The sequence below is a fragment of the Bauldia sp. genome (assembly GCF_020442045.1).
Taxonomy (GTDB): Bacteria; Pseudomonadota; Alphaproteobacteria; order Rhizobiales; family Kaistiaceae; genus Bauldia.
Map to the genome: position 1 here is coordinate 31080 of NZ_JAGRLA010000048.1, position 19373 is coordinate 50452.

The window sequence follows — 19373 nt, forward strand, 5'->3', positions numbered from 1 at the left end:
TAGACGGCCCGGCTACCAGCGGCCTCCCGCCTCAGTCGCCTGCCGAGAAGGCGGACAGATTCGTCATCTCAGGCGTCGCCGCTTCGTCGGGGATGCCCTTCGCCGGATCGGGAGGATCGTACTTGCCGGCGATCGCCGACGGATCGTAGCCGGCGGGAAAGAAGGGCGACCCCTCGTAGCTCGGCGGCTGGTCGGTGATCAGGACCTGGTCCGGCGCCGCCTTGATCGACCCGGTATAGCCGGTCGCGAGGCCATAGCGCGGCTGCCCCGGGATCGCGGCATATTTCGCCCCGACGAAGGGCCGCCGGGCCGGCGGCACGACCGGCGGCTTCGGCTTCGCATAGGTGTAGGTCCCGTCCTTGTTGTGGTGGGCGAGATCGACGTGGAAATGATCGCTGTGATAGGCCGCGCCGGGGCCGAGCACGGTCTTGAAGGTGCGGGTGGCGCTCGAATAGATCTCGCGGAGAAAGGCCCGCTCGTCGGCGCTGCCGTTCCAGCCGGACTTCACCGTGATCACCCGGCCGTTGGCGAGCTTGAAGCCGGCGATGTCGAGGGCGTTGCCGAAGGCATGCTCCGAGAGTTCCGCGCCCCTCTTGTTGTTGCGCGTCCGGCAGCTATAGGCGGAGATCTGCTTGATCTCGACGATGGGCATGCCGAAATAGACAAACGCCGCCGGCTGGACGGAATAGCGCATCCAGATTTCGAGCGCCGTGGTGATCGGACAGCCGAGCGTCGCGTCGGGCCCGACGCCGATCGTCCCGTCCTCCAGCGCCTTGACCTCCAGCGGATAGCTGATCCCGCAGACGCCCTTGCCGTTGATCGCCTTGACCTGGTGGACGAAATAGGATTGCGGCTTGCGCGCCATGCAGGCGCGCTCCGCCTGCTGACGCCACGACTCGTGGCGCTCGAAACCGATCAGGTTCAGGGCGCATCCACCGACCAGCAAGCACAGGCCGGCGACCACCGTCTGATACGCAACACGACGGAGCATGGCCGGACCATGCCGGCGACACCCTTAAGGAAGAGTCAAATTTCAATCGAATTGGAGGGGTTCCGCCGCCTTTCCCAAGGCTTCAGAGGACCAGAACGCCTTCGTGCTTGGCCTTGTCCTCGGGCTCGACATGGATGGTGATCATCGCGTCCGGCACCCTGGACCGAAGCGCCTTCTCGATCCGGTCGCAGATATCATGCGCCTCGGAAACCGGCATGGTCCCCGCCACCACCAGGTGAAAATCAATGAAGGTGACGCGCCCGGCATTGCGTGTCCGGAGGTCATGCGCCTCGATCGCGCCCTCGGCATTGGCCGAAATGATCTGCCGGATCTCGGCAAGCGTGTCATCCGGCACCGCCTCGTCCATCAGGCCGCCAAGGGATTCGCGGATGAGCCGCCATCCCGCCCACAGGATATTGACTGCGACGATCGCCGCGAGCAGGGGGTCGAGCTCGGGGATGCCGGTGAGATAGGCGGCGACCAGGCCGACGATGACTCCCGCCGAGGTGACGACGTCGGTGAAGAGATGCGTGCCGTCGGCGACCAGCGCCGGGAAGCGCCTGCGGCGTCCTTCCCGGATCAGGTACCAGCTCCACGCGCCGTTGATCACCGATGCGACGGCGCTGATCGCCAGCCCCTCGGCCGGCGCCTCCAGCATCCGCGGCGAGAGGAAGGCGGCATAGGCTTCGCGCAGGATCGCGACCGCGGCGATGACGATGACACGCCCTCGAGCACCACCGAGAAATACTCCGCCTTGTGGTGTCCGTAGGGATGGTTGGCGTCGGCGGGCCGCAGGCTGTAGCGGATCGCGACCAGCGCCGCGCCGGAGGCCGCGACATTGACGATCGACTCGAGCGCGTCCGAAAACAGTGCGACGCTGCCCGTGATCCGCCAGGCGGCGAGCTTGATCAACAGCACGGCGATGCCGACCGCGACGCTGATCGCCGCGATGGTCCCGGTCTTCGGGCCGTCCCGTTCCCCCGTCACGCCTCAATCCGCCATCGTTTCGACCGAGGCGAAGCTTTCCGCCGGGCCCCCCGCCTCGAACGGTGTCGTCACCTCGACGAAGGTATCGGGATAGAAGCCGTTGAACCGGGTGCGGAGCGCCAGCGAATAGGCGCCAATATGGCCGATCTCGATCCAGTCGCCGGTATCGACGGTCTCGGGAAGGAAGAAGGGCCGCGACAGGATATCGACCGAGTCGCAGGTCGCGCCGCAGACCTTGAACGGCACGATCCTGCCGGGATCGCCGCTGCGCTTGCGGCGCGCCGGGTCGGGCAGCAGCCGGGCCGGCAGGGTGATCTTGCCGGTCCAGGAATCCGACAGCGACGCCCAGATCCCGTCGTTGATATAGAGGCGCCGCCCCTTCTTGAGCAGGACGCGGACAATCAGCGAGAAACAGCGGGCCGCGATCACCCGGCCGGGCTCGGCGACCATCGGCACGTCGTCGAATCCCCATTCCCGCGCCTCCTCCACCACCTCCCGGACCAGCGCCTCGGTATCGTGATGGGGCGGTGCCTTGCGGCGCGGATCATGGCCATAGGGTGCCGGAAAGCCGCCGCCGATATCGAGCAGCGCGATCGGGACGCCGGCCCGGCCGCGCACCCATGCGGCCGAGGCGAGCGCGCGTTCATAGGTATCGGTATCCTCGACCTGGCTGCCGACATGGAAGCAAAGCCCGACGCGAAACCCGATTCCGGCAATCCGCGTGACCAGTTCGAGGGCATGGCCAGGCGCCGCGCCGAATTTCTTCGACAATTCGTAGGCGGCGTGACCGCGCACGGAGAGACGCACGAGCAGCGTGATCTCTTCCGGGTCGAGGTCGAGGCCACGGACGATGCGCAGGATCTTCGCCACCTCGTCCTCATGGTCGACGGCAAGCACCTTGATCCCGTAGGTCTCGAGCGCCAGCCGGATATCGGACTGCGCCTTCACCGGATGCGTGTAGATCAGCCCGGCACCCGGAGCGACGGCCCGCACCGCCGCGAACTCGGCCGGCGAAGCGACGTCGAAACAGTCGATCCCGGCCTCGGCCAGCGTCCGCAGGACCATCTCCTCGCCATTCGTCTTGACCGCATAGGCGGTCTTGCCGGGAAAGGCGGACTTGAAGGTCAGGGCATCGGCGCGCAGCACCTGCGGCCGGAAGCAATAGACCGGATGATCGGGCCGCAATGCATTTGCGGCATCCCTGGCGGTCTTGAACTGGTCCATCCGGGGCCCTGTCCGAATGCGGGGAATCCACGCACGCTAACAGCCCGCGCGGGGCGGCGAAAGTCTCGGCCCCGCCGGGCCGGCGCCGCCTGCGACTTTGATACAACACTCGCCGAGAACCCGGCACGGCCCGGTCGGAACGGCCTTGTCACGGCCCCCCTGAATATGAGAAATCGGTATCATCACCCTTGGAATACATGCTCCGGGAAAGAGGCTGTCGCCTTGATCATGGGGAAGCGAATCAAGATTGCCGCGGCAGCGGTCGTCGTCGCGCTCGGGATTTCCGCCGACGCGGCGGCCGGTGATTTCCAGTTCGGCCTCTACGGCGGCTGGAGCGGCAGCTTCGACAGCGACGCCACGTTCAAGCGCGGCAACAGCGACTTCACGCTCCACAGCATCCCGTGGGAAGGCCTGTCCTTCGACTATAAGGGCGGAGCACCATATTACGGCATTCGCGGCACCTACTGGCTGAATTCGACGCCTATGCCCGCGCCGAAGTGGGGCATCATGCTCGACTATACCCACGCCAAGGTCCGCGCCGAGGGCAGTGCCAAGGTGAAGGCGACCGGCACCTATATGGGCAAGCCGGCGCCAAACCGGATGAAGATCTCCGACACCTTCAGCCGGTTCGAGTTCACCGACGGCCTCAATCTTCTCACCCTCAACGCGGTGCGCCAGCTGCCGCCTCTCGGGACCATCCGTCCCTATGTCGGCGGCGGCCTCGGCATCGCGCGGCCGCATGTCGAGGTGACCGGGCCGGGCTTCCCGAAGACATTCGAATACCAGGTGACCGGCCTCGCCGCGCAGATCCTCGCCGGTGTCGACGTCCCGCTGACCGATCACTTCTCGCTCTTCAGCGAATACAAGCTCAGCTACGCCGGCGTTGACGCGGACCTCAAGAAGGGCGGCCACCTGAACACCAACGTCTGGACAAACCACATCGTGGTTGGCGCGTCGCTGCGCTTCGGGGACGGTTCCTGAGCCTCGCTTCCGTAGGCCGATTTCCACAAACCACTTCGGCTGAACGCGGCCGGGCGGCTGGCTTTTGCCGATTGGCCGGGTTTCCTTTCGCAGCGCACAACAAAAAAAGCTTGCGGGCCGATCAACCAGAGTTACACTTTAGTCATAATTCGGAACCGGAGGCATTCCGATGAGCCTTGCCCGTCCGCTCCATATGGCTTTGGTTTGTGCCGCGTTCCTGTTCGTAGCTGCAGTTGTTTTCGGCGCCGTTTAGCGTCGGCATGAGTTGAGTCTAAGTTGTTCGTCTGGCCGGGCCCGCGAGAGCGGTGCGCCCGGCTTTGTTTTGTCCGGATTTCGGTGCCCGCCCGTCGCTAGCGATAGAAGCTCGGCATGAACATGATCAGGACGGCGAGGATCTCGAGCCGTCCCATGATCATCCCGAGGCACATCACGATCTTCGCCGCGTCGGGAAGGCTTGAGAAATTGCCCGCCGGACCGATCACCTCGCCGATTCCAGGGCCGATATTGCCGATCGTCGAGGCGGCGATCGAGATGCTGGTTTCGCCGCCCATGCCCAGCGCCGCCATGACGATCGCCATGCCCGCGAAGGCAAGCAGGTAGATGAAGACGAAGACCCCCACCGAGGCCGCCTGCTCGTCGGGGATGACGCGCCGCCCGTAGCGGATCGGCGCCACGACATGCGGGTAGATGGAGCGCTGGACGTGCTGCCTGACCACCGCATACATCACCTTGAAGCGGAATATCTTGATGGCGCCTGCCGTCGATCCCGTGCAGCCCCCCATGAAGCTCAGAGCGAAGAACCATACCGCCGCGAAGGTCCCCCAAAGCACATAGTCGGCCGAGGCATAGCCGGTCGTCGTGGCGATCGACACGACGTTGAAGGCGGCCTTGGTGAGGGCGGCATCGGCGGGGAAATCGAGCGCGATGAACAGCCAGAGCGCGAGGATCGCGACCAGGATCGCCACCACCGACACGAAGGTTGTGACCTGGGTGTCGAAGCGGTCCTGCAGCGAGCCGCCGCGCAGCATCCTGAGCAGCGACAGGAAGGGCAGCGCGCCGAGGATCATGAACAGGATCGCCGCCCATTCGAGCGCCGCGCTGTCGAAATGCGCGAAGGAGGCGTCGTGGGTCGAGAAGCCCGCCGTGCAGATCGTCGTCATCGCGTGGTTGAGCGCGTCGAAGGGCGTCATCCCGAGCATCCAGTAGACGACGAAGCACGCGGCGGTCAGCGTCACGTAGATCTCGACCACGGCAATCGCGATGCTGCGCATCCGCGGCAGCGACTTCTCCGAGCGCTCGGTGAATTCGAGCCGGAAGAGCTGCATGCCGCCGATCTTGAGAAACGGCAGGATGACGATGGCGAAGCCGATGATCCCGATCCCGCCGATCCACTGGCTGAACGAGCGCCAGAGCAGGACCGACTTCGCGGTATCGTCGAGGCCGACCATCACCGTCGCCCCGGTGGTGGTGATACCGGAGACCATCTCGAAATAGGCGTCGACGAGGGAGAGGTTGACCGGTTCCGCGATCAGCGGCAGCGCCGCGAAGGCCGGCACCATGATCCAGGCCACCACGGTCAGCAGGGTCGCGTCGCGAAAGCGCAACTGGAACTGCCGCCCCCGTGTGGTCAGCACGCATCCGCCGGCGACCACCGCGGTGACGGCCGCAGAGACGCCGAATTCCTCGGCGTGGCCGTCCTCGGTCGCCAATGCGACAAGCGCCATCACGCCCTCGCCGGCCGAGATCGCGAAGAGAATCCACCCCAGGGTCAGGACAGCCGGCCAGATTTGAGGCAGCAAATAGGGTCTCCGTCACACCGCCGTCGGCGGAAACCGCCCGCCCCCGCCGCGCCATCGATGGAAAGGGATCAAACCCGGTGCACGATCCGCCGACGGCTTCCAAGGCACTGAGCTTTACCCCAGATCGGCGGGCGCGGCCATTGTCATGCTCGGCGTCCCGACCGCTCGCGGCAATCAGTCCGTGCCGGGACCAGCCGCCCAGAATCGCGATTCGACCTCGAGCTTCCGGCCGGCTTCCAGGATCGCCTCGTCGGTCCCCAGCGACGTCGTTACGCTGCCCCGCTTCTCGTCATAGGGCGCCCCGACCATGCTCGGCTCACGCCACAGGCCGGTCGTGATGGTGACACCGCGGAAGACGAGCTCGCCGTTGACGCGCGACAGGTTCATGCCGCCCGAGGACGAACCGCTGGCGTCGCAATCGGAGCGGTAGAAGGACGTGATGCTGGTCGAGACCGGCACCCGCCGCACCCTGCAGCCCTGCGCGACCGGTACTTCGTTCGGCACCTCCTTCTCCATCCCGGCCGGATGGGCGGTGATGACGATCAGCGGGTCGTCGGCCTTGACCGGATCGTCCGGCGCGACCGCGAAGGGCTCGGCGCCTTCGATCGGCTCGGCGAGCGGCACGATGGCGAAGTCATAGTTCGATCCCGGCTTCGGTGGCGTCGCACCGAATTGCCCGGCCTGCGGCACCAGGTCGATCTTCACCGGGTCCCGATCCTGGTTCTTGAAGAAGCAGTGCGAGCGCATCTTTCCGCTGGCCGGATCGAAGAAGATATGGCCCGCCGTGAGGATCTGCTGGTTCGACAGAAACAACGCGCCGGAGCCGAGCGACGGAGTCGGCCGGAAGCAGCCGACATAGCCCGACACCTTGCGGATGCGCTCGATCTCGCCGTCCGAAAGCCCGAGCGAGGGACCGATCACCACCAGCGAATCCCGATCGTCTTTGCCGTCGATGACGTTGGCGGTCGCAAAGACCGTCGACAGCACCAGGGCGATGGCGAGAAAGCCGAGTTTCTTCATGATGCGGACCAGCGTGACATCAGAATTCGGAAGACGATACCCTGCTACTCCGCCGCGTCGCGCCGGCCGGGCTGGTAGTTGAGGATCGGCGCGAGCCACCGTTCCGCCTCGGCCATCGACCATCCCTTCCGCCGCGCATAGTCCTCGACCTGGTCCTGTTCGATGTGGCCGACGCCGAAATAGTGGCTCTGGGGGTGGGCGAAATAGAGGCCGGAGACCGACGAGGCCGGCCACATGGCGAAGCTCTCCGTCAGCCGGATTCCGGTCGCAGCCTCCGCGTCAAGCAGCGCGAATAGCGTCTTCTTCTCGGTGTGGTCGGGCTGGGCCGGATAGCCCGGCGCCGGGCGGATACCCTGATAGCCCTCGCCGATCAGCTCCGCCTTGGTGAGGTCCTCGTCCGTCTGGTAGGCCCAGAATTCCTTGCGCACCCGCTCGTGCATCGCCTCGGCAAAGGCCTCCGCCAGCCGGTCGGCCAGCGCCTGGCTGAGGATCTTGGAATAGTCGTCATTGGCGCGCGAAAACCGCTCGGCGATCGCCTCCTCGCCGATCCCCGCGGTCACCGCGAAGCCGCCGACATAGTCCGGCCGGCCGCTCCCGACAGGAGCGACGAAATCGGCAAGCGCGGCATGGGCCCGCTTGTTGGACGAGCGGGCGATCTGCTGGCGGAGCGTATGCAGCCGCGCAAGCTCGGTTGTCCGCGACTCGTCGGCATAGACGACGATGTCGTCGCCATCCGCGTTGGCCGGCCAGAAGCCGACGACGCCACGCGCCATCAGCCAGTTCTCGGCGACCAGCTTGGCAAGCATCGCCCGCGCATCATTGTAGAGGGCGGTCGCGGCCTCGCCGACCTTGGGATCGTCGAGGATCAGCGGAAAGGTCCCCTTGATCTCCCAGGCGGCGAAGAAGGGCGACCAGTCGATATAGGGTACGAGCTCGGCGATCGGATAGTCGTCGAAGATGCGCGTGCCGAGGAATCGCGGGGGCGGCGGCTCGTAGGCCCGCCAGTCGATCGCCACCCGGTTCTCCCGCGCGGCGGCGAGCGGCACCCGCCGCTTGTCGGCCTGGCCGAGCGCGTGGTTCTCGGCGACCTTGCGGTATTCCTCGCGAATGCCGGCCATATAGTCGGTCCGGCCGGAACCGAGCAGGCTGCCGGCGACGCCGACCGCCCGGCTCGCATCGAGCACATGGACCGTCTGGCCGCGATCGTAATTGGGCGTGATCTTCACCGCCGTATGCACCCGGCTGGTGGTCGCGCCGCCGATCATCAGCGGCAGGTCGAAGCCCTCGCGCTCCATTTCGGCCGCGACATGGCACATCTCGTCGAGCGACGGCGTGATCAGCCCGGAAAGGCCGATGATGTCGACCTTCTTCTCCCGCGCCGCCTCCAGGATCCTGACGGCCGGCACCATGACGCCGAGGTCGATGACCTCGTAATTGTTGCACTGGAGCACGACGCCGACGATGTTCTTGCCGATGTCGTGGACGTCGCCCTTGACCGTGGCGAGCAGGATGCGGCCGGCGATATTCGCGCCTCCCTCCTTCTCGGCCTCCATGAACGGCATCAGATAGGCGACCGCCTGCTTCATCACCCGCGCCGACTTGACCACCTGCGGCAGGAACATCTTGCCGGAGCCGAAGAGGTCGCCGACGACATTCATGCCGTCCATCAGCGGTCCTTCGATGACGTCGAGGGTCCGTGTCGCCGCCTGGCGCGCCTCCTCGGTGTCGATCTCGATGAAGTCGGTGATGCCCTTGACCAGCGCGTGCGACAGGCGCTCGCTGACCGGCCATTCGCGCCAGGTGAGATCGGCCTCCTTGCGGGCCGAGGCGCCGCCCTTGTAGCGCTCGGCGACCTCGAGCAGCCGCTCGGTCGAATCCGGCCGCCGGTTGAGCACCACGTCCTCGGCGAGCTCGCGCAGCTCCGGGTCGATGTCGTCATAGACCGGAAGCGCGCCGGCATTGACGATTCCCATATCCATCCCGGCGGCGATGGCGTGGTAGAGGAAGACCGAGTGCATCGCCGCGCGCACCGTCTCGTTGCCGCGGAAGGAGAAGGAGAGGTTCGACACGCCGCCCGAGACATGCGCGCCGGGCAGGTTCTGCCGGATCCAGCGGGTCGCCTCGATGAAGTCGACCCCGTAATTGTTGTGCTCCTCGATACCGGTCGCGACGGCGAAGATGTTGGGATCGAAGATGATGTCCTCGGGGTCGACGCCGACCTCCCCGGTCAGGATGCGATAGGCGCGCGCGCAGATCTCGGTCTTGCGCTCGAAGGTGTCGGCCTGGCCGGTCTCGTCGAAGGCCATCACCACCATCGCCGCGCCATATCGGCGGACCCGGGCGGCCTGCTCGCGGAAAGCCTCCTCGCCTTCCTTCATCGAGATCGAGTTGACGATCGACTTGCCCTGCACGCATTTGAGGCCGGCCTCGATCACCGACCATTTCGACGAGTCGATCATCACCGGGACGCGGGCGATATCCGGCTCGGCCGCCATCAGGTTGAGGAAGGTGACCATCGCCGCCTCGGAATCGAGCAGGCCCTCGTCCATGTTGACGTCGAGCACCTGGGCGCCGTTCTCGACCTGGTCGCGGGCGACCTCGAGCGCGGTGGCGTAGTCGCCGGCGGTGATCAGCTTGCGGAAACGCGCGGAGCCGGTGACGTTGGTGCGTTCGCCGATATTGACGAATGTGGCGGTACGTTCGGTCAAGCGTCAGTTCCTCCGTACAAAAGGGCAAGAGCACGGGCCGACAGCTTGTCTCCGGCAAACGGATGGACGACCTCGAGATTGCCGAGCTTCAGCCCGTCCGACATGTCCTCGCTGATGATGTGCGTACATCCGCCGGCTTCGGCCGCCGAGAGCAGGTTTGCGTCCCAAAAGGACAGGCGGCCCGTGGCGGCCTCCGCCAGTGCCCGTTCGGTGGAGCGCCGGGTGGCCGCGATGATACGGAAACTGGTCAGCAGGTTCCTCGCTGCCTGGGCGCACTGCCACGGGGGACGCCGGAGCTGCCTCGCCAGGGCGGAGTAGAACTCTCCCGCGACCTGGAGCACCATCGGAGCGCTCCGCGCCGCCAGCGCATCGAGAATCTCCGTCGAGGCATCCTGCTTGGCGGGATCGTCGCCATCGACGTTGTAGACGAAGATGTTCGTGTCGGCGGTGATCACGAACCATCTCCCTCATGCAGTTGCTCGCGCGTGACCTTCCTTCCTTCGGACGACCAACCCGCATTTCTCAGCGCCTTGAACGCTTCCCATGCAGCCTGCCGCTCCACTTCGCCTGCCTCGTCCCAATCCCGAGGGACCGTGCTGGACCCGCTCTCCGCGGAGCTGACCGCCTCGATGTTCACCAGGATCCCCCCGGATGCCTTGTTGGCCCGATAGAGGTCGCGCCAACGGAGCGCAGCGGGGCCTATGGGGGCAAGACCCGGCGTAGGCCTGCCAGTCGTACGATTGTCCTGCATCTTCTTCCATTCGCCGACATTGCCGTCCACCCTGAGCCGGACGATCTCTCCGGCACGAAGGCGCTCAAGCCTCGAAAGAAACGCGGTATCGCCGTGGATTCCCTTGAACCAGAGCACCGTGTCCTTGACTTCAACCTTCATCATCGCGTCCTCCTCGGCAAACGAGCCCGGAGGAAATATACGAGCAGCCGGCGGCATGTCAATCATCCCCAATATGCCCCCATATGCCCTGATATGCCAGGCTATGCATACGTCCACCCATCGACTCGGCGCTCAGCTCGCCACCTCAAACGGCTCCAGGCCGGACAGCCGGAGCTTGTGTTCGGCCTTCGGTACGGCGCGCGGCGCGGCTCCCTCGACCGCGCTGGCGATCGCCCGTATGTGGTCCGGCGTCGTACCGCAGCAGCCGCCGACGATATTGACCAGCCCCGCGCGCGCGAATTCGCCGAGCTGGGTGGCCATCGCTTCGGGGCTCTCGTCATATTCGCCGAACTCGTTCGGCAGGCCGGCATTGGGATAGGCGCAGACCAGTGTGTCCGCGACCCGCGAGAGCTCGTCGATATGGGCGCGCATCTCCTTGGCGCCGAGCGCGCAATTGAGGCCGAAGGTCATCGGATGGGCGTGGCGGAGCGAATACCAGAAGGCCGTCGGCGTCTGGCCGGACAGCGTCCGGCCGGACAGGTCGGTGATCGTGCCGGAGATCATCAGCGGCAGGCGGACACCCTTTTCCGCGAAGGCCTCCTCGGCCGCGACCATGCCCGCCTTGGCGTTCAGCGTGTCGAAGATGGTCTCGAAGAGGATCAGGTCGGCGCCGCCGTCGATCAGTCCCCGCACCGCCTCGCCATAGGCGGCGACGAGGTCGTCGAAGGTGATGTTGCGGAAGCCGGGATTGTTGACGTCGGGCGAGATCGAGGCGGAGCGGTTGGTCGGTCCGATCGCTCCGGCGACGAAGCGTGGCCGGTCCGGCGTCTCGGCGGTCACCTCGTCGCAGGCCTCCCTGGCGATCCGCGCGCCCTCGCGGTTGAGCTCGTAGGCGAGCTCCTCCATCCCGTAATCGGCCTGGGCGATGGAGGTCGAGGAGAAGGTGTTGGATTCGACGATGTCGGCCCCGGCATGCAGATAGGCGAGGTGGAAGGACTTCAGGTGCTCCGGCTGCGTCAGGTTGAGCAGGTCGTTATTGCCCTTGAGGTCGCTCGGCCAGTCCTTGAAGCGCTCGCCGCGGAAATCCTCCTCGGTCAGCTTCAGGGACTGGATCAGCGTGCCCATCGCCCCGTCGAGGACGAGGACGCGGCTTACGGCTTCCGCCATCAGTACGGATCGGGCATTGGTCTGCCGGGTCATCGGCGTGTTCCTATTCGCAGGTTACGTGGCATTCTTCCGTCCGCCCGTTCTCCGGCAGGCAGACGGCACTGTCGATGCCGGCATCGTCGCTCGTTTCGATGCTGGCATGGTCGCCCGCCTCGACGCTGCAGCGGCCGTCAACGAAGGTCCGGATCTCGCCGCCGATCTCATACAGGCAGCTGACCGACTGCTGGCCGTCGCCGGTCCTGTCGAGGCTCATCTGGTCGAGCCACGACGAGCCAAGCGATTCCCAGGCGATCCCCCTGTCGTCGGTCGCCCGCGTGGTCAGCGCCGTCGGGCATTCGATCGTCGTGCCGGCAAAGGCCGGACCGCCGGCCGTGAGCCAGGCAAGGCCAGTCCCGAAAACCACCGCCGGCCATGCCCACACCCCGTTCATGTCCCCTCCTCTCCGGTCGCCGCGCTGATGAATTCGAGCCGGTTGCCGAAGGGATCGCGCGTATGGAACCGTCCCCCGGCGATCGATTCGACGCGGGTGACCTCGCAATCGGCATCGGCCAGTTGCCGCTCCAGCGCATCGATGTCATCGACGAGAAAGGCGGGATGGGCGAGCGCCGCCGGGCGGAAGTCGGCGCCGCAGCGAAAATGGATCTGCTGGTCGCCAAGGCGAACCCAGAGGAAGCTCCGGCCGGCGGCCTCGCGCGGCCGCGACACCTCCTCCAGTCCGAGCAGCCCGACATAATAGGCGCGCGTCGCATCCTCGGCGCCCACCGGCACCTCGATCTGGATATGGTCGATGCCGAGCAGCGTCATGCCGCGGCTTCCGCCGGGGCCGGTTTGACCGGCCGCATGCCGAGCAGGTGGCAGATGGCGTAGACCAGATCGGCCCGGTTCATCGTGTAGAAGTGGAAGTCGGTGACGCCTCGATCGACCAGATCGAGCACCTGCTCCGCTGCGACCGCGGCCGCAACGAGCTGGCGGGTCGCCGGGTCGTCGTCCAGGCCCTCGAAGCGTTGCGCCAGCCAGTCGGGAATCGAGGCGCCGCAGCCAGCGGCGAAACGGGCGATCTGCGCGAAATTGTGGACCGGAGCGATACCCGGGACGATCGGAATGTCGATGCCGGCGGCGCGGACCCGCTCGACATAGGCCTCATAGCGGTCGTTGTCGAAGAAGAATTGGGTAATGGCGCGATCCGCCCCGGCGTCGACCTTGCGCTTCAGCATATCGATATCCGTCATCCAGTCGGGGCTTTCGGGATGCTTTTCCGGATAGGCCGCGACGGAGACCTCGAAATCGCCGAGCTTGCGAATGCCGGCCACGAGGTCGGAGCTGCGCTGATAGCCGCCCGGATGCGGCGCATAGGCGGTGCCGACGCCCTGCTCCGGGTCGCCGCGCAGCGCCACGATGTGACGAACCCCCGCCTCGCCATAGCCGCGCACGACGGCGTCGACCTCGTCGCGCGTCGCCGCCACGCAGGTGAGGTGGGCCGCGGGCCTCAGCGGCGTCTCCCTGAGGATGCGCGACACCGTCGCATGGGTGCGTTCGCGGGTCGATCCGCCGGCGCCATAGGTGACCGAGACGAAGCCCGGCGCGAGCGGCGCGAGGCGCTCGATCGACTGCCAGAGCTTCTCTTCCATCGCCGGCGTCTTCGGCGGGAAGAACTCGAAGGAGACGTTGAGATGGGAATTGGCGCCGAGCAGGCGGCTTGCGCGTTTGGCATCGTCCGACATCACGCCACCTCCCGCTCGGTTGCTCCGGCGATCGCCATCCGCGGGTCTTTCGCCAACCACAGCGTCACCTTGAGCTCATCGTCGTCGCCGGCCGGCAGTTCGACCACCTCGCCGAGGTCGAGCCCATGCGCCGCGACCCACTGGCCGACCTGGTCGCGGCCGAAACCGAGTCGGCGATGGGCATGCTCCTCGCGGAGGAATTCGAGATCGTGCGGCGCGAAGTCGACCACGAGCAGCCGCCCGCCCGGCCGCAACACCCGCGCCGCCTCGGCCAGCGCCCGCTCCGGATCGTCGAGAAAGTGCAGCACCTGGTGGATCAGCACCAGATTGAAGGAGCCGCGCGGCAGCGAGAGGTTGTAGATGTCGCCGAGCCGGACCTGGGCATTGGCGATTCCCGCCCGGTCGAGATTGGCCCGCGCCACCGCCAGCATGCTCGACGACGCATCGACGCCGATCGCCCGGCTGTAGAGCGGATGGAGCAGCTCGAGCATCCGCCCGGTCCCCGTCCCGAGATCGAGCATGCTGTCGAAGGGCCGCTCGCCGACGAGGTCGACGACCGCCGCCTCGACCGCGTCCTCGGCGACGTGCAGCGCCCTGATGGTGTCCCAGGCGGCCGCGTTCTCGCTGAAATACCGCTCGGCGGCGACCGCATGATCCTGCTTGATCTGCGCCAGACGCTCGCGGTCGCGGGCAAGCACCGGGTCGTCGGGATCGGCCGCGGCCAGCAGCTCATCCGCGAGCCGCCGTCCCGCCGTCCCTTCCGTCAGCCGGTAGAAGACCCACGCTCCCTCCGGATAGCGGTCGATCAGCCCGCTATCGGCAAGCAGCTTGACGTGGCGGGAGATCCGGGGCTGCGACTGGCCGAGGATCGCCGTCAGGTCCTTGACCGAAAGTTCGGCCTGATGGAGCAGCGCCAGTATTCTCAATCGCGAACTCTCGCCCGCGGCCCGAAGCGCCGCCAGCAGCGCGTCTATGGTAAAGGTATCCCGCATGATCCCGTGACCACTCCCTCTTTCTAGTGAACATATACATATCTTTATATGTCGAGGGAAGCCCTTCCCGCGTGTTGACCTTGACGTCCCGCTCCACTTCATTTAACCATTTCATTAAATAAAGGAGAGGCACAGTGGCCCCTGCGCCCGCCATCACCGCCGTATTTGGCGCCCTGTCGGACCCGACGCGGCTTGCGATCGTCGAGCGCCTTCTCAAGGAAGGCGAGCATTCGGCGGGCGAGATCGCTGCGCCCTTCGCGATCAGCAAGCCGGCGATCTCGAAGCACCTCCGGGTGCTGGAAGATGCCGGCCTGATCGAACGGCGCGTCGCCCGGCAATGGCGGGTCTGCCGGATTCGCCCGGAGGCGATCCGGCTGGTCGACGACTGGATGCGGGAATACCGGAAATTCTGGGAGGGCTCCTTCGACCGCCTCGAGCAGGTCCTTGCCGCCGCGGAAACAGAGGAAGGCGAAAATGGCCGATACGACGAATAACGCCAACAGTGCTTCCGCGATCCGGGAGGGATCGGAGGCCGACAGGACCCTGGTCATCGAGCGCGTCTTCAAGGCGCCGCCGGAAAAGGTCTTCGCCGCTTGGACCAATCCGGAGATCCTGGTCAAATGGTGGGGACCGGAAGGCTTTGGCACGCCCGAGCACGAGATGGATGTCCGCGAAGGCGGCGCCTGGCGCACGGTGATGCGGAACGACAAGGGCGAAGACCACGTCGTCTCCGGCGTCTACCGGGACATCTCACCCGCGAAGCGGCTCGTCCTGACCTGGGCGTGGGAGCAGCCGGACGGCAGTCGCGGCCACGAGACCCTCGTCGAGCTGACCTTCGAGCCGGCCGGGGACGGCACCCGGATGCGGCTCGTCCAGCGCCTCTTCGAGACGGTCGAAGGCCGTGACAATCACCGCATGGGCTGGGATTCGAGCTTCAACTGCCTGGAGCAGGTTTTCGCCTGAACCGGATCGGTCCCTGACGCCTCGCGACGGCGGCCGCTGAACGGTATTCTGGATTCGAAGGAATCGGAATCGAAGGACGGGGCTGGATGCGCGTAGGCGTGCTTGGTGGTGGGATGCAGGGCTGCTGCGCCGCGCTTGCCATTGCCGATCGTGGTGTCCATGTCACGATCTTCGACCGCAACCCGAGCCTGGTGACCAGGGCCGGCGCGGCGAATGAGGGCAAGATCCACCTCGGCTACATGTATGCCGGCGATCCGAGCCTGAAGACCGCGCGGACGATGATGGCCGGTGCGCTGGCCTTCGAACCCTTCCTCGAGCGACACCTCGGCGCGTCGTCGCCGGCCTTGCGGACCTCCGCGCCGGCCACCTATGTCATCCATCGCGACGCACAGCACCCGCCGGATGAGATCGCCGGCTACCTGAAGACGGTCCACGGACTGATCGCCGAGCAGGCCGGGCGGAATCCATCGGCCTATTTCGGCGTCGATCTCGGGTCGCCGCCGCGGCGCCTGTCGGCCGCCGAGCGGGAAGCCGCCTTCAACCCCGGGCTCGCCGTCGATGCCTATCAGACGGCGGAAGTCGCCATCGATCCGCTGGTGGTCGCCGAAGCCTTGCGCCAATGCATCGCCGACCATCCGCTCATCGAGACAAGGCTCGGCTGCGAGATCGTCGACGCGGTCGCGGAGCCCGACCACATGCTGGTCGTCGGCCGGGATGGCGATGGCCCGGTCAGGGACCGCTTCGATCAGGTGATCAACGCGTTGTGGTGCGGCCGGCTCGCGCTCAACGAGACCGTCGGCATCGAGACAGGGCGCGCCTGGGTCCATCGCCTCAAATACGGCGTCAGCTTCCGGCTTCCGGAAGGCGCCGAAAGGCCCCCGAGCGCGACCTTCATCTCCGGACCCTTCGGCGAAGTGGTCAGCTATGGCGAGGGCCTCACCTATCTGACCTGGTACCCGACCTGCTTGCGCGCCATCTCGCATGACCTCGCCCCGCCGGAATGGGAAACCTACCCCGCCGATCCGGTCCGGTCGGAAGTGCTCGCCGGCACGCTGACCGCGATGCAGGAGATCGTGCCGGCGCTGCGCGGCCTCGATCCCGGGACGCTGCCGGAAGCCATGGTCAAGGGCGGGATCATCGTCGCCTGGGGGGCGACGGACATCTACGACCCGCGGAGCGAACTGCACCGGCGCTACGAGATCGGCCTGAGCACCCGGGGCCGGTTCCATTCGGTCGACCCCGGCAAGCTCACCATGGCGCCCTACTTCGCCGAGGCATGCGCCGACCGTGTCATGGGTAAGGCCTGAGAGCCCACAAGGTCGGCGCGTTCCCGACCGGGCGTCTCAGTCGATATCCAGGGTCGGCCAGCGACGGTCGGCGATCGTCACCCGCACCGTGCCGCTTGAAAACCGTTCGATCAGATCGCCGAGGTCCGCGACCGCCGCGTCGAGGTCGCCGACGCCGTTGGTCTGGACGGTGACCACCGCCCGCTCGGTCAGCGCCGTCACCAGCGAGCGCAGGTCCTGCCGCCAGTTCCAGCGCCGGCAGAGGATCTTCTCGTCATCCGCATAGACGACCTCGCCAGGCTTCGGCGGATCGGGCTGCGGCGCGTCGGCGCCGGCCGCCGTCGCCATGTCGAGGAATTCGTCCCCGACCCGGCTGTAGCGGAAGGCGAGGTCGCCGACCACCTTGTCGAGATCGTCGGCGCCGAGCGGCATGACATGGGTCAGCGACACCGCGTTATAGGCGTCGACGAAGGGATTGATCCGCGGCAGGCCCCTCCCCGCCTGGATATTCTTGACCAGCCGCTCGACGGAAGAGCGATAGCTCGTCTTCTTGATGCCGAAGGCGCGATAGGCGCGCCGCCAGGCGGCGATGCCGGGAATCTCGGCGAGCTCCGTGCCGGCCCATTGCTCGCGGGCCGCCGCCTCGCGTTCCGCGATCAGTGCATCGAGCGCCTCCGGCCGGTCGGCGCCGATCTCCAGCCCGTCGGCGATCACCACCGCGACGCGGAAGTCGGGGAAGTCGGCGGCAATGTCCGAGATGTCGATCTGCATGGGTCGTGGGACGGAATGGAGGCCGGTTCCCTCTCCCCTAACGGGAGAAGCGGCCCGCTACAACATCATCCGGTAGTGCAGGTCGAACATGATCCACACGCTGCCGCCGACCATGATGACGAGCAGGAGCACGGCGAAGAGGAGAACCAGCAGGTTTTCGCCGGGCGTCGTCTTCAGCCCGATATGGAGAAAGAAGCGGAGATGGACCAACACCTGGATGACCGCGGCGACGACGATGACGGCGACGGTCGGCCCGATCGGCAGCGCCTTGAAATAGACCAGCCCGAAGGGGATGGCGGTGAGGATCACCGCCAGAACGAAGCCGGTCAGGTAGGCGCGAAGATCGGGGCCCTGGTGCGAAGCGGCGTCCTGCATGTCAGAGAACCCCCGGCAGGTAGACGATCGAGAATATCCCGATCCAGACGATGTCGAGGAAGTGCCAGAACAGCGCCAGCCGCATCAGCCGCGACAGGACCGGCGCCGTCAGTCCCTTGGTCAGGAGCTGGCCGACCATGACCAGGATGCACAGCGTCCCGACGCTGACATGGGCCCCGTGGGTGCCGACCAGCGTGAAGAAGCCCGACAGGAACCCGCTCCGGTCCGGTCCCGCGCCTTGCGCGATCATCCCGGCGAATTCCTGGAGCTCCATGGCGACGAAGCCGACGCCGAGCACCGCGGTGACGAGCAGCCAGAGGACCACGCCCTGTCGCTTGCCGGCCCGTGCCGCAAGGCTCGCCATGCCGAAGGTCGTGCTGCTGATCAGGAGCAGCATCGTCTCGCCGAAGGTATGCGGCAGGCTGAACAGGTCCTTGCCCGTCGGCCCGCCGGCGGTCCCCACCGACAGCACGACATAGGTGGCGAAGAGCAGCGCGAAGATGATCGCGTCGGTCATCAGGTAGATCCAGAAGCCGAACGCCTTCTCGTCGCGCTGTTCCGGCGTCAGCTCCGGGGCCGCCGCGCTATGGGCCGTCGTGTCGCTCATGTCGCTGCCGTGCTCGGGATCGGCGCGCCGGGCTCGCCGAGGGAAATATCCTCGAGATCATCCGCGGGCGGCGCCTTGGCCAGGTTTTCCAGGTGCCGGGTTTCGATCGCCTCCACCGCCTCGGCCGACATCACATATTCGGTGTTGTCGCTGCTCGCCCGGATAATGACGGTGATCGTCGCGATCACCGCGCAGAGCGCGACCAGCCACCACACGTACCAGACCGCCGCGAAGCCGAGCACGAACGCCACTCCGCCGAGGATCGGTCCGAAGGCGCTGTTCTTCGGCATGGCGATCGGCTCGTAGTGATCCGGCCGCTTGTAGGCGACCCCGCGCTCCTTGAGCTCGTGGAAGGCGTCACGGTCGCGTATCTCGGGCAGCACCGCGAAATTGTAGGGAGCCGGCGGCGAGGCGGTCAGCCATTCCAGCGACCGGCCGTGCCACGGGTCGCCGGTGAGATCAACCAGCGCCGCCCGGTTCCTGAAGCTCACCGCGATCTGCACGACCAGGAAGGCGAGCCCGAAGAGGATCAGCACCGCGCCGACGAAGGCAACGATCAGCCATGGCTGCCAGGCGGCCACGTCATAGTGCTCCATGCGACGCGGCATGCCCATGAATCCGAGCAGGTAGAGCGGCATGAAGGCGAGGTAGAAGCCGACCACCCAGCACCAGAAGGAGCGCCTCCCCCATGTCTCGTCGAGCTTGAAGCCGAGCGCCTTGGGGAACCACATGTTGAGCGCCGCGAAATAGCCGAACAGCGCACCCGGGATCAGCATGTTGTGGAAATGCGCCACCAGGAAGGTGGTGTTGTGCATCAGGTAGTCGGCCGGCGGCAGGGCGAGCAGCACGCCGGTCACCCCGCCGATGACGAAGGTGACGATGAAGGCCA

At 66.4% G+C, this 19373-nt stretch carries 18 protein-coding genes and 3 pseudogenes; 4 read left to right on the forward strand and 17 right to left on the reverse strand.

Annotation, left to right across the window (positions count from 1 at the left end):
- Nucleotides 1-31: 31 nt before the first annotated feature.
- From KDJ86_RS05535 to KDJ86_RS05545, 3 genes and pseudogenes are all read right to left on the reverse strand, one after another.
- Nucleotides 32-991: an extensin-like domain-containing protein gene (locus KDJ86_RS05535; RefSeq protein ID WP_291743804.1), complete on the reverse strand. Its 960-nt coding sequence runs from the start codon at nt 989-991 to the stop codon at nt 32-34.
- Between the two features lie 82 nt (nt 992-1073).
- Nucleotides 1074-1978: pseudogene (locus KDJ86_RS05540) on the reverse strand (cation diffusion facilitator family transporter).
- A 3-nt stretch (nt 1979-1981) separates the two neighbouring features.
- The gene (locus KDJ86_RS05545; protein ID WP_291743806.1) at nt 1982-3202 is read right to left on the reverse strand and encodes a type III PLP-dependent enzyme domain-containing protein; all 1221 of its coding nucleotides are present in this window, start codon (nt 3200-3202) and stop codon (nt 1982-1984) included.
- A 228-nt stretch (nt 3203-3430) separates the two neighbouring features.
- Between KDJ86_RS05545 and KDJ86_RS05550 the strand changes: the two genes are divergently transcribed.
- Nucleotides 3431-4183 (forward strand): outer membrane protein, encoded by a 753-nt coding sequence (locus KDJ86_RS05550; RefSeq protein ID WP_291743808.1) that lies wholly within the window; start codon nt 3431-3433, stop codon nt 4181-4183.
- 350 nt (nt 4184-4533) lie between these two features.
- Here the strand turns inward: KDJ86_RS05550 and KDJ86_RS05555 are convergent, their stop codons facing one another.
- The 10 genes and pseudogenes from KDJ86_RS05555 to KDJ86_RS05600 form a co-directional block, all read right to left on the reverse strand.
- Nucleotides 4534-5982: a TrkH family potassium uptake protein gene (locus KDJ86_RS05555; protein ID WP_291743810.1), complete on the reverse strand. Its 1449-nt coding sequence runs from the start codon at nt 5980-5982 to the stop codon at nt 4534-4536.
- Nucleotides 5983-6156: 174 nt separating this feature from the next.
- Nucleotides 6157-7002 carry a trypsin-like serine peptidase gene (locus tag KDJ86_RS05560; protein WP_291743812.1) on the reverse strand — a complete coding sequence of 282 codons (846 nt, stop codon included), beginning with the start codon at nt 7000-7002 and terminating at the stop codon, nt 6157-6159.
- Between the two features lie 44 nt (nt 7003-7046).
- Nucleotides 7047-9689 (reverse strand): annotated as a pseudogene (gene metH, locus KDJ86_RS05565) (methionine synthase); the annotation flags it as partial.
- A gap of 17 nt (nt 9690-9706) precedes the next feature.
- Entirely contained in the window at nt 9707-10165 is a 459-nt protein-coding gene (locus tag KDJ86_RS05570; protein ID WP_291743814.1) for a PIN domain-containing protein, read from the reverse strand.
- Nucleotides 10162-10602: a hypothetical protein gene (locus KDJ86_RS05575; protein WP_291743817.1), complete on the reverse strand. Its 441-nt coding sequence runs from the start codon at nt 10600-10602 to the stop codon at nt 10162-10164. The genes KDJ86_RS05570 and KDJ86_RS05575 overlap by 4 nt, the downstream gene beginning before the upstream one ends.
- 141 nt (nt 10603-10743) lie before the next feature.
- Nucleotides 10744-11802 (reverse strand): annotated as a pseudogene (locus tag KDJ86_RS05580) (homocysteine S-methyltransferase family protein); the annotation flags it as partial.
- Nucleotides 11803-11812: 10 nt separating this feature from the next.
- Nucleotides 11813-12199 carry a hypothetical protein gene (locus tag KDJ86_RS05585; RefSeq protein WP_291743818.1) on the reverse strand — a complete coding sequence of 129 codons (387 nt, stop codon included), beginning with the start codon at nt 12197-12199 and terminating at the stop codon, nt 11813-11815.
- Nucleotides 12196-12573 carry a VOC family protein gene (locus KDJ86_RS05590; RefSeq protein WP_291743820.1) on the reverse strand — a complete coding sequence of 126 codons (378 nt, stop codon included), beginning with the start codon at nt 12571-12573 and terminating at the stop codon, nt 12196-12198. The genes KDJ86_RS05585 and KDJ86_RS05590 overlap by 4 nt, the downstream gene beginning before the upstream one ends.
- Nucleotides 12570-13490 (reverse strand): methylenetetrahydrofolate reductase [NAD(P)H], encoded by a 921-nt coding sequence (metF, locus tag KDJ86_RS05595; RefSeq protein ID WP_291743822.1) that lies wholly within the window; start codon nt 13488-13490, stop codon nt 12570-12572. Before metF ends, KDJ86_RS05590 begins: the two co-directional genes overlap by 4 nt.
- A complete protein-coding gene (locus tag KDJ86_RS05600) occupies nt 13490-14482 on the reverse strand; it encodes an ArsR/SmtB family transcription factor (protein ID WP_291743824.1) in 993 nt (330 codons plus the stop codon). The genes metF and KDJ86_RS05600 overlap by 1 nt, the downstream gene beginning before the upstream one ends.
- Nucleotides 14483-14616: 134 nt before the next feature.
- On the opposite strand from KDJ86_RS05600, the gene KDJ86_RS05605 reads away from it, so the two are divergent.
- The 3 genes from KDJ86_RS05605 (at nt 14617) to KDJ86_RS05615 (ending at nt 16752) form a co-directional block, all read left to right on the forward strand.
- Nucleotides 14617-14976, forward strand: a complete 360-nt coding sequence (locus KDJ86_RS05605; RefSeq protein WP_291743826.1) for an ArsR/SmtB family transcription factor — start codon at nt 14617-14619, stop codon at nt 14974-14976.
- Nucleotides 14957-15445 (forward strand): SRPBCC family protein, encoded by a 489-nt coding sequence (locus KDJ86_RS05610; RefSeq protein WP_291743828.1) that lies wholly within the window; start codon nt 14957-14959, stop codon nt 15443-15445. The genes KDJ86_RS05605 and KDJ86_RS05610 overlap by 20 nt, the downstream gene beginning before the upstream one ends.
- 86 nt (nt 15446-15531) lie before the next feature.
- The gene (locus KDJ86_RS05615; protein WP_291743830.1) at nt 15532-16752 is read left to right on the forward strand and encodes an FAD-dependent oxidoreductase; all 1221 of its coding nucleotides are present in this window, start codon (nt 15532-15534) and stop codon (nt 16750-16752) included.
- A gap of 36 nt (nt 16753-16788) precedes the next feature.
- Here KDJ86_RS05615 and KDJ86_RS05620 read toward each other — a convergent pair whose 3' ends face one another.
- The 4 genes from KDJ86_RS05620 to KDJ86_RS05635 all read right to left on the reverse strand — a co-directional run.
- Nucleotides 16789-17502 carry a B3/B4 domain-containing protein gene (locus KDJ86_RS05620; protein WP_291743832.1) on the reverse strand — a complete coding sequence of 238 codons (714 nt, stop codon included), beginning with the start codon at nt 17500-17502 and terminating at the stop codon, nt 16789-16791.
- A 57-nt stretch (nt 17503-17559) separates the two neighbouring features.
- Nucleotides 17560-17877: a cytochrome o ubiquinol oxidase subunit IV gene (gene cyoD, locus KDJ86_RS05625; RefSeq protein WP_291743834.1), complete on the reverse strand. Its 318-nt coding sequence runs from the start codon at nt 17875-17877 to the stop codon at nt 17560-17562.
- 1 nt (nt 17878) lies between these two features.
- Nucleotides 17879-18484 (reverse strand): cytochrome o ubiquinol oxidase subunit III, encoded by a 606-nt coding sequence (gene cyoC / locus KDJ86_RS05630; protein WP_291743836.1) that lies wholly within the window; start codon nt 18482-18484, stop codon nt 17879-17881.
- Nucleotides 18481-19373 (reverse strand): cbb3-type cytochrome c oxidase subunit I (locus tag KDJ86_RS05635; protein WP_291743838.1); only part of this gene is annotated, 893 nt, incomplete at its 5' end. The genes cyoC and KDJ86_RS05635, both read right to left, overlap by 4 nt.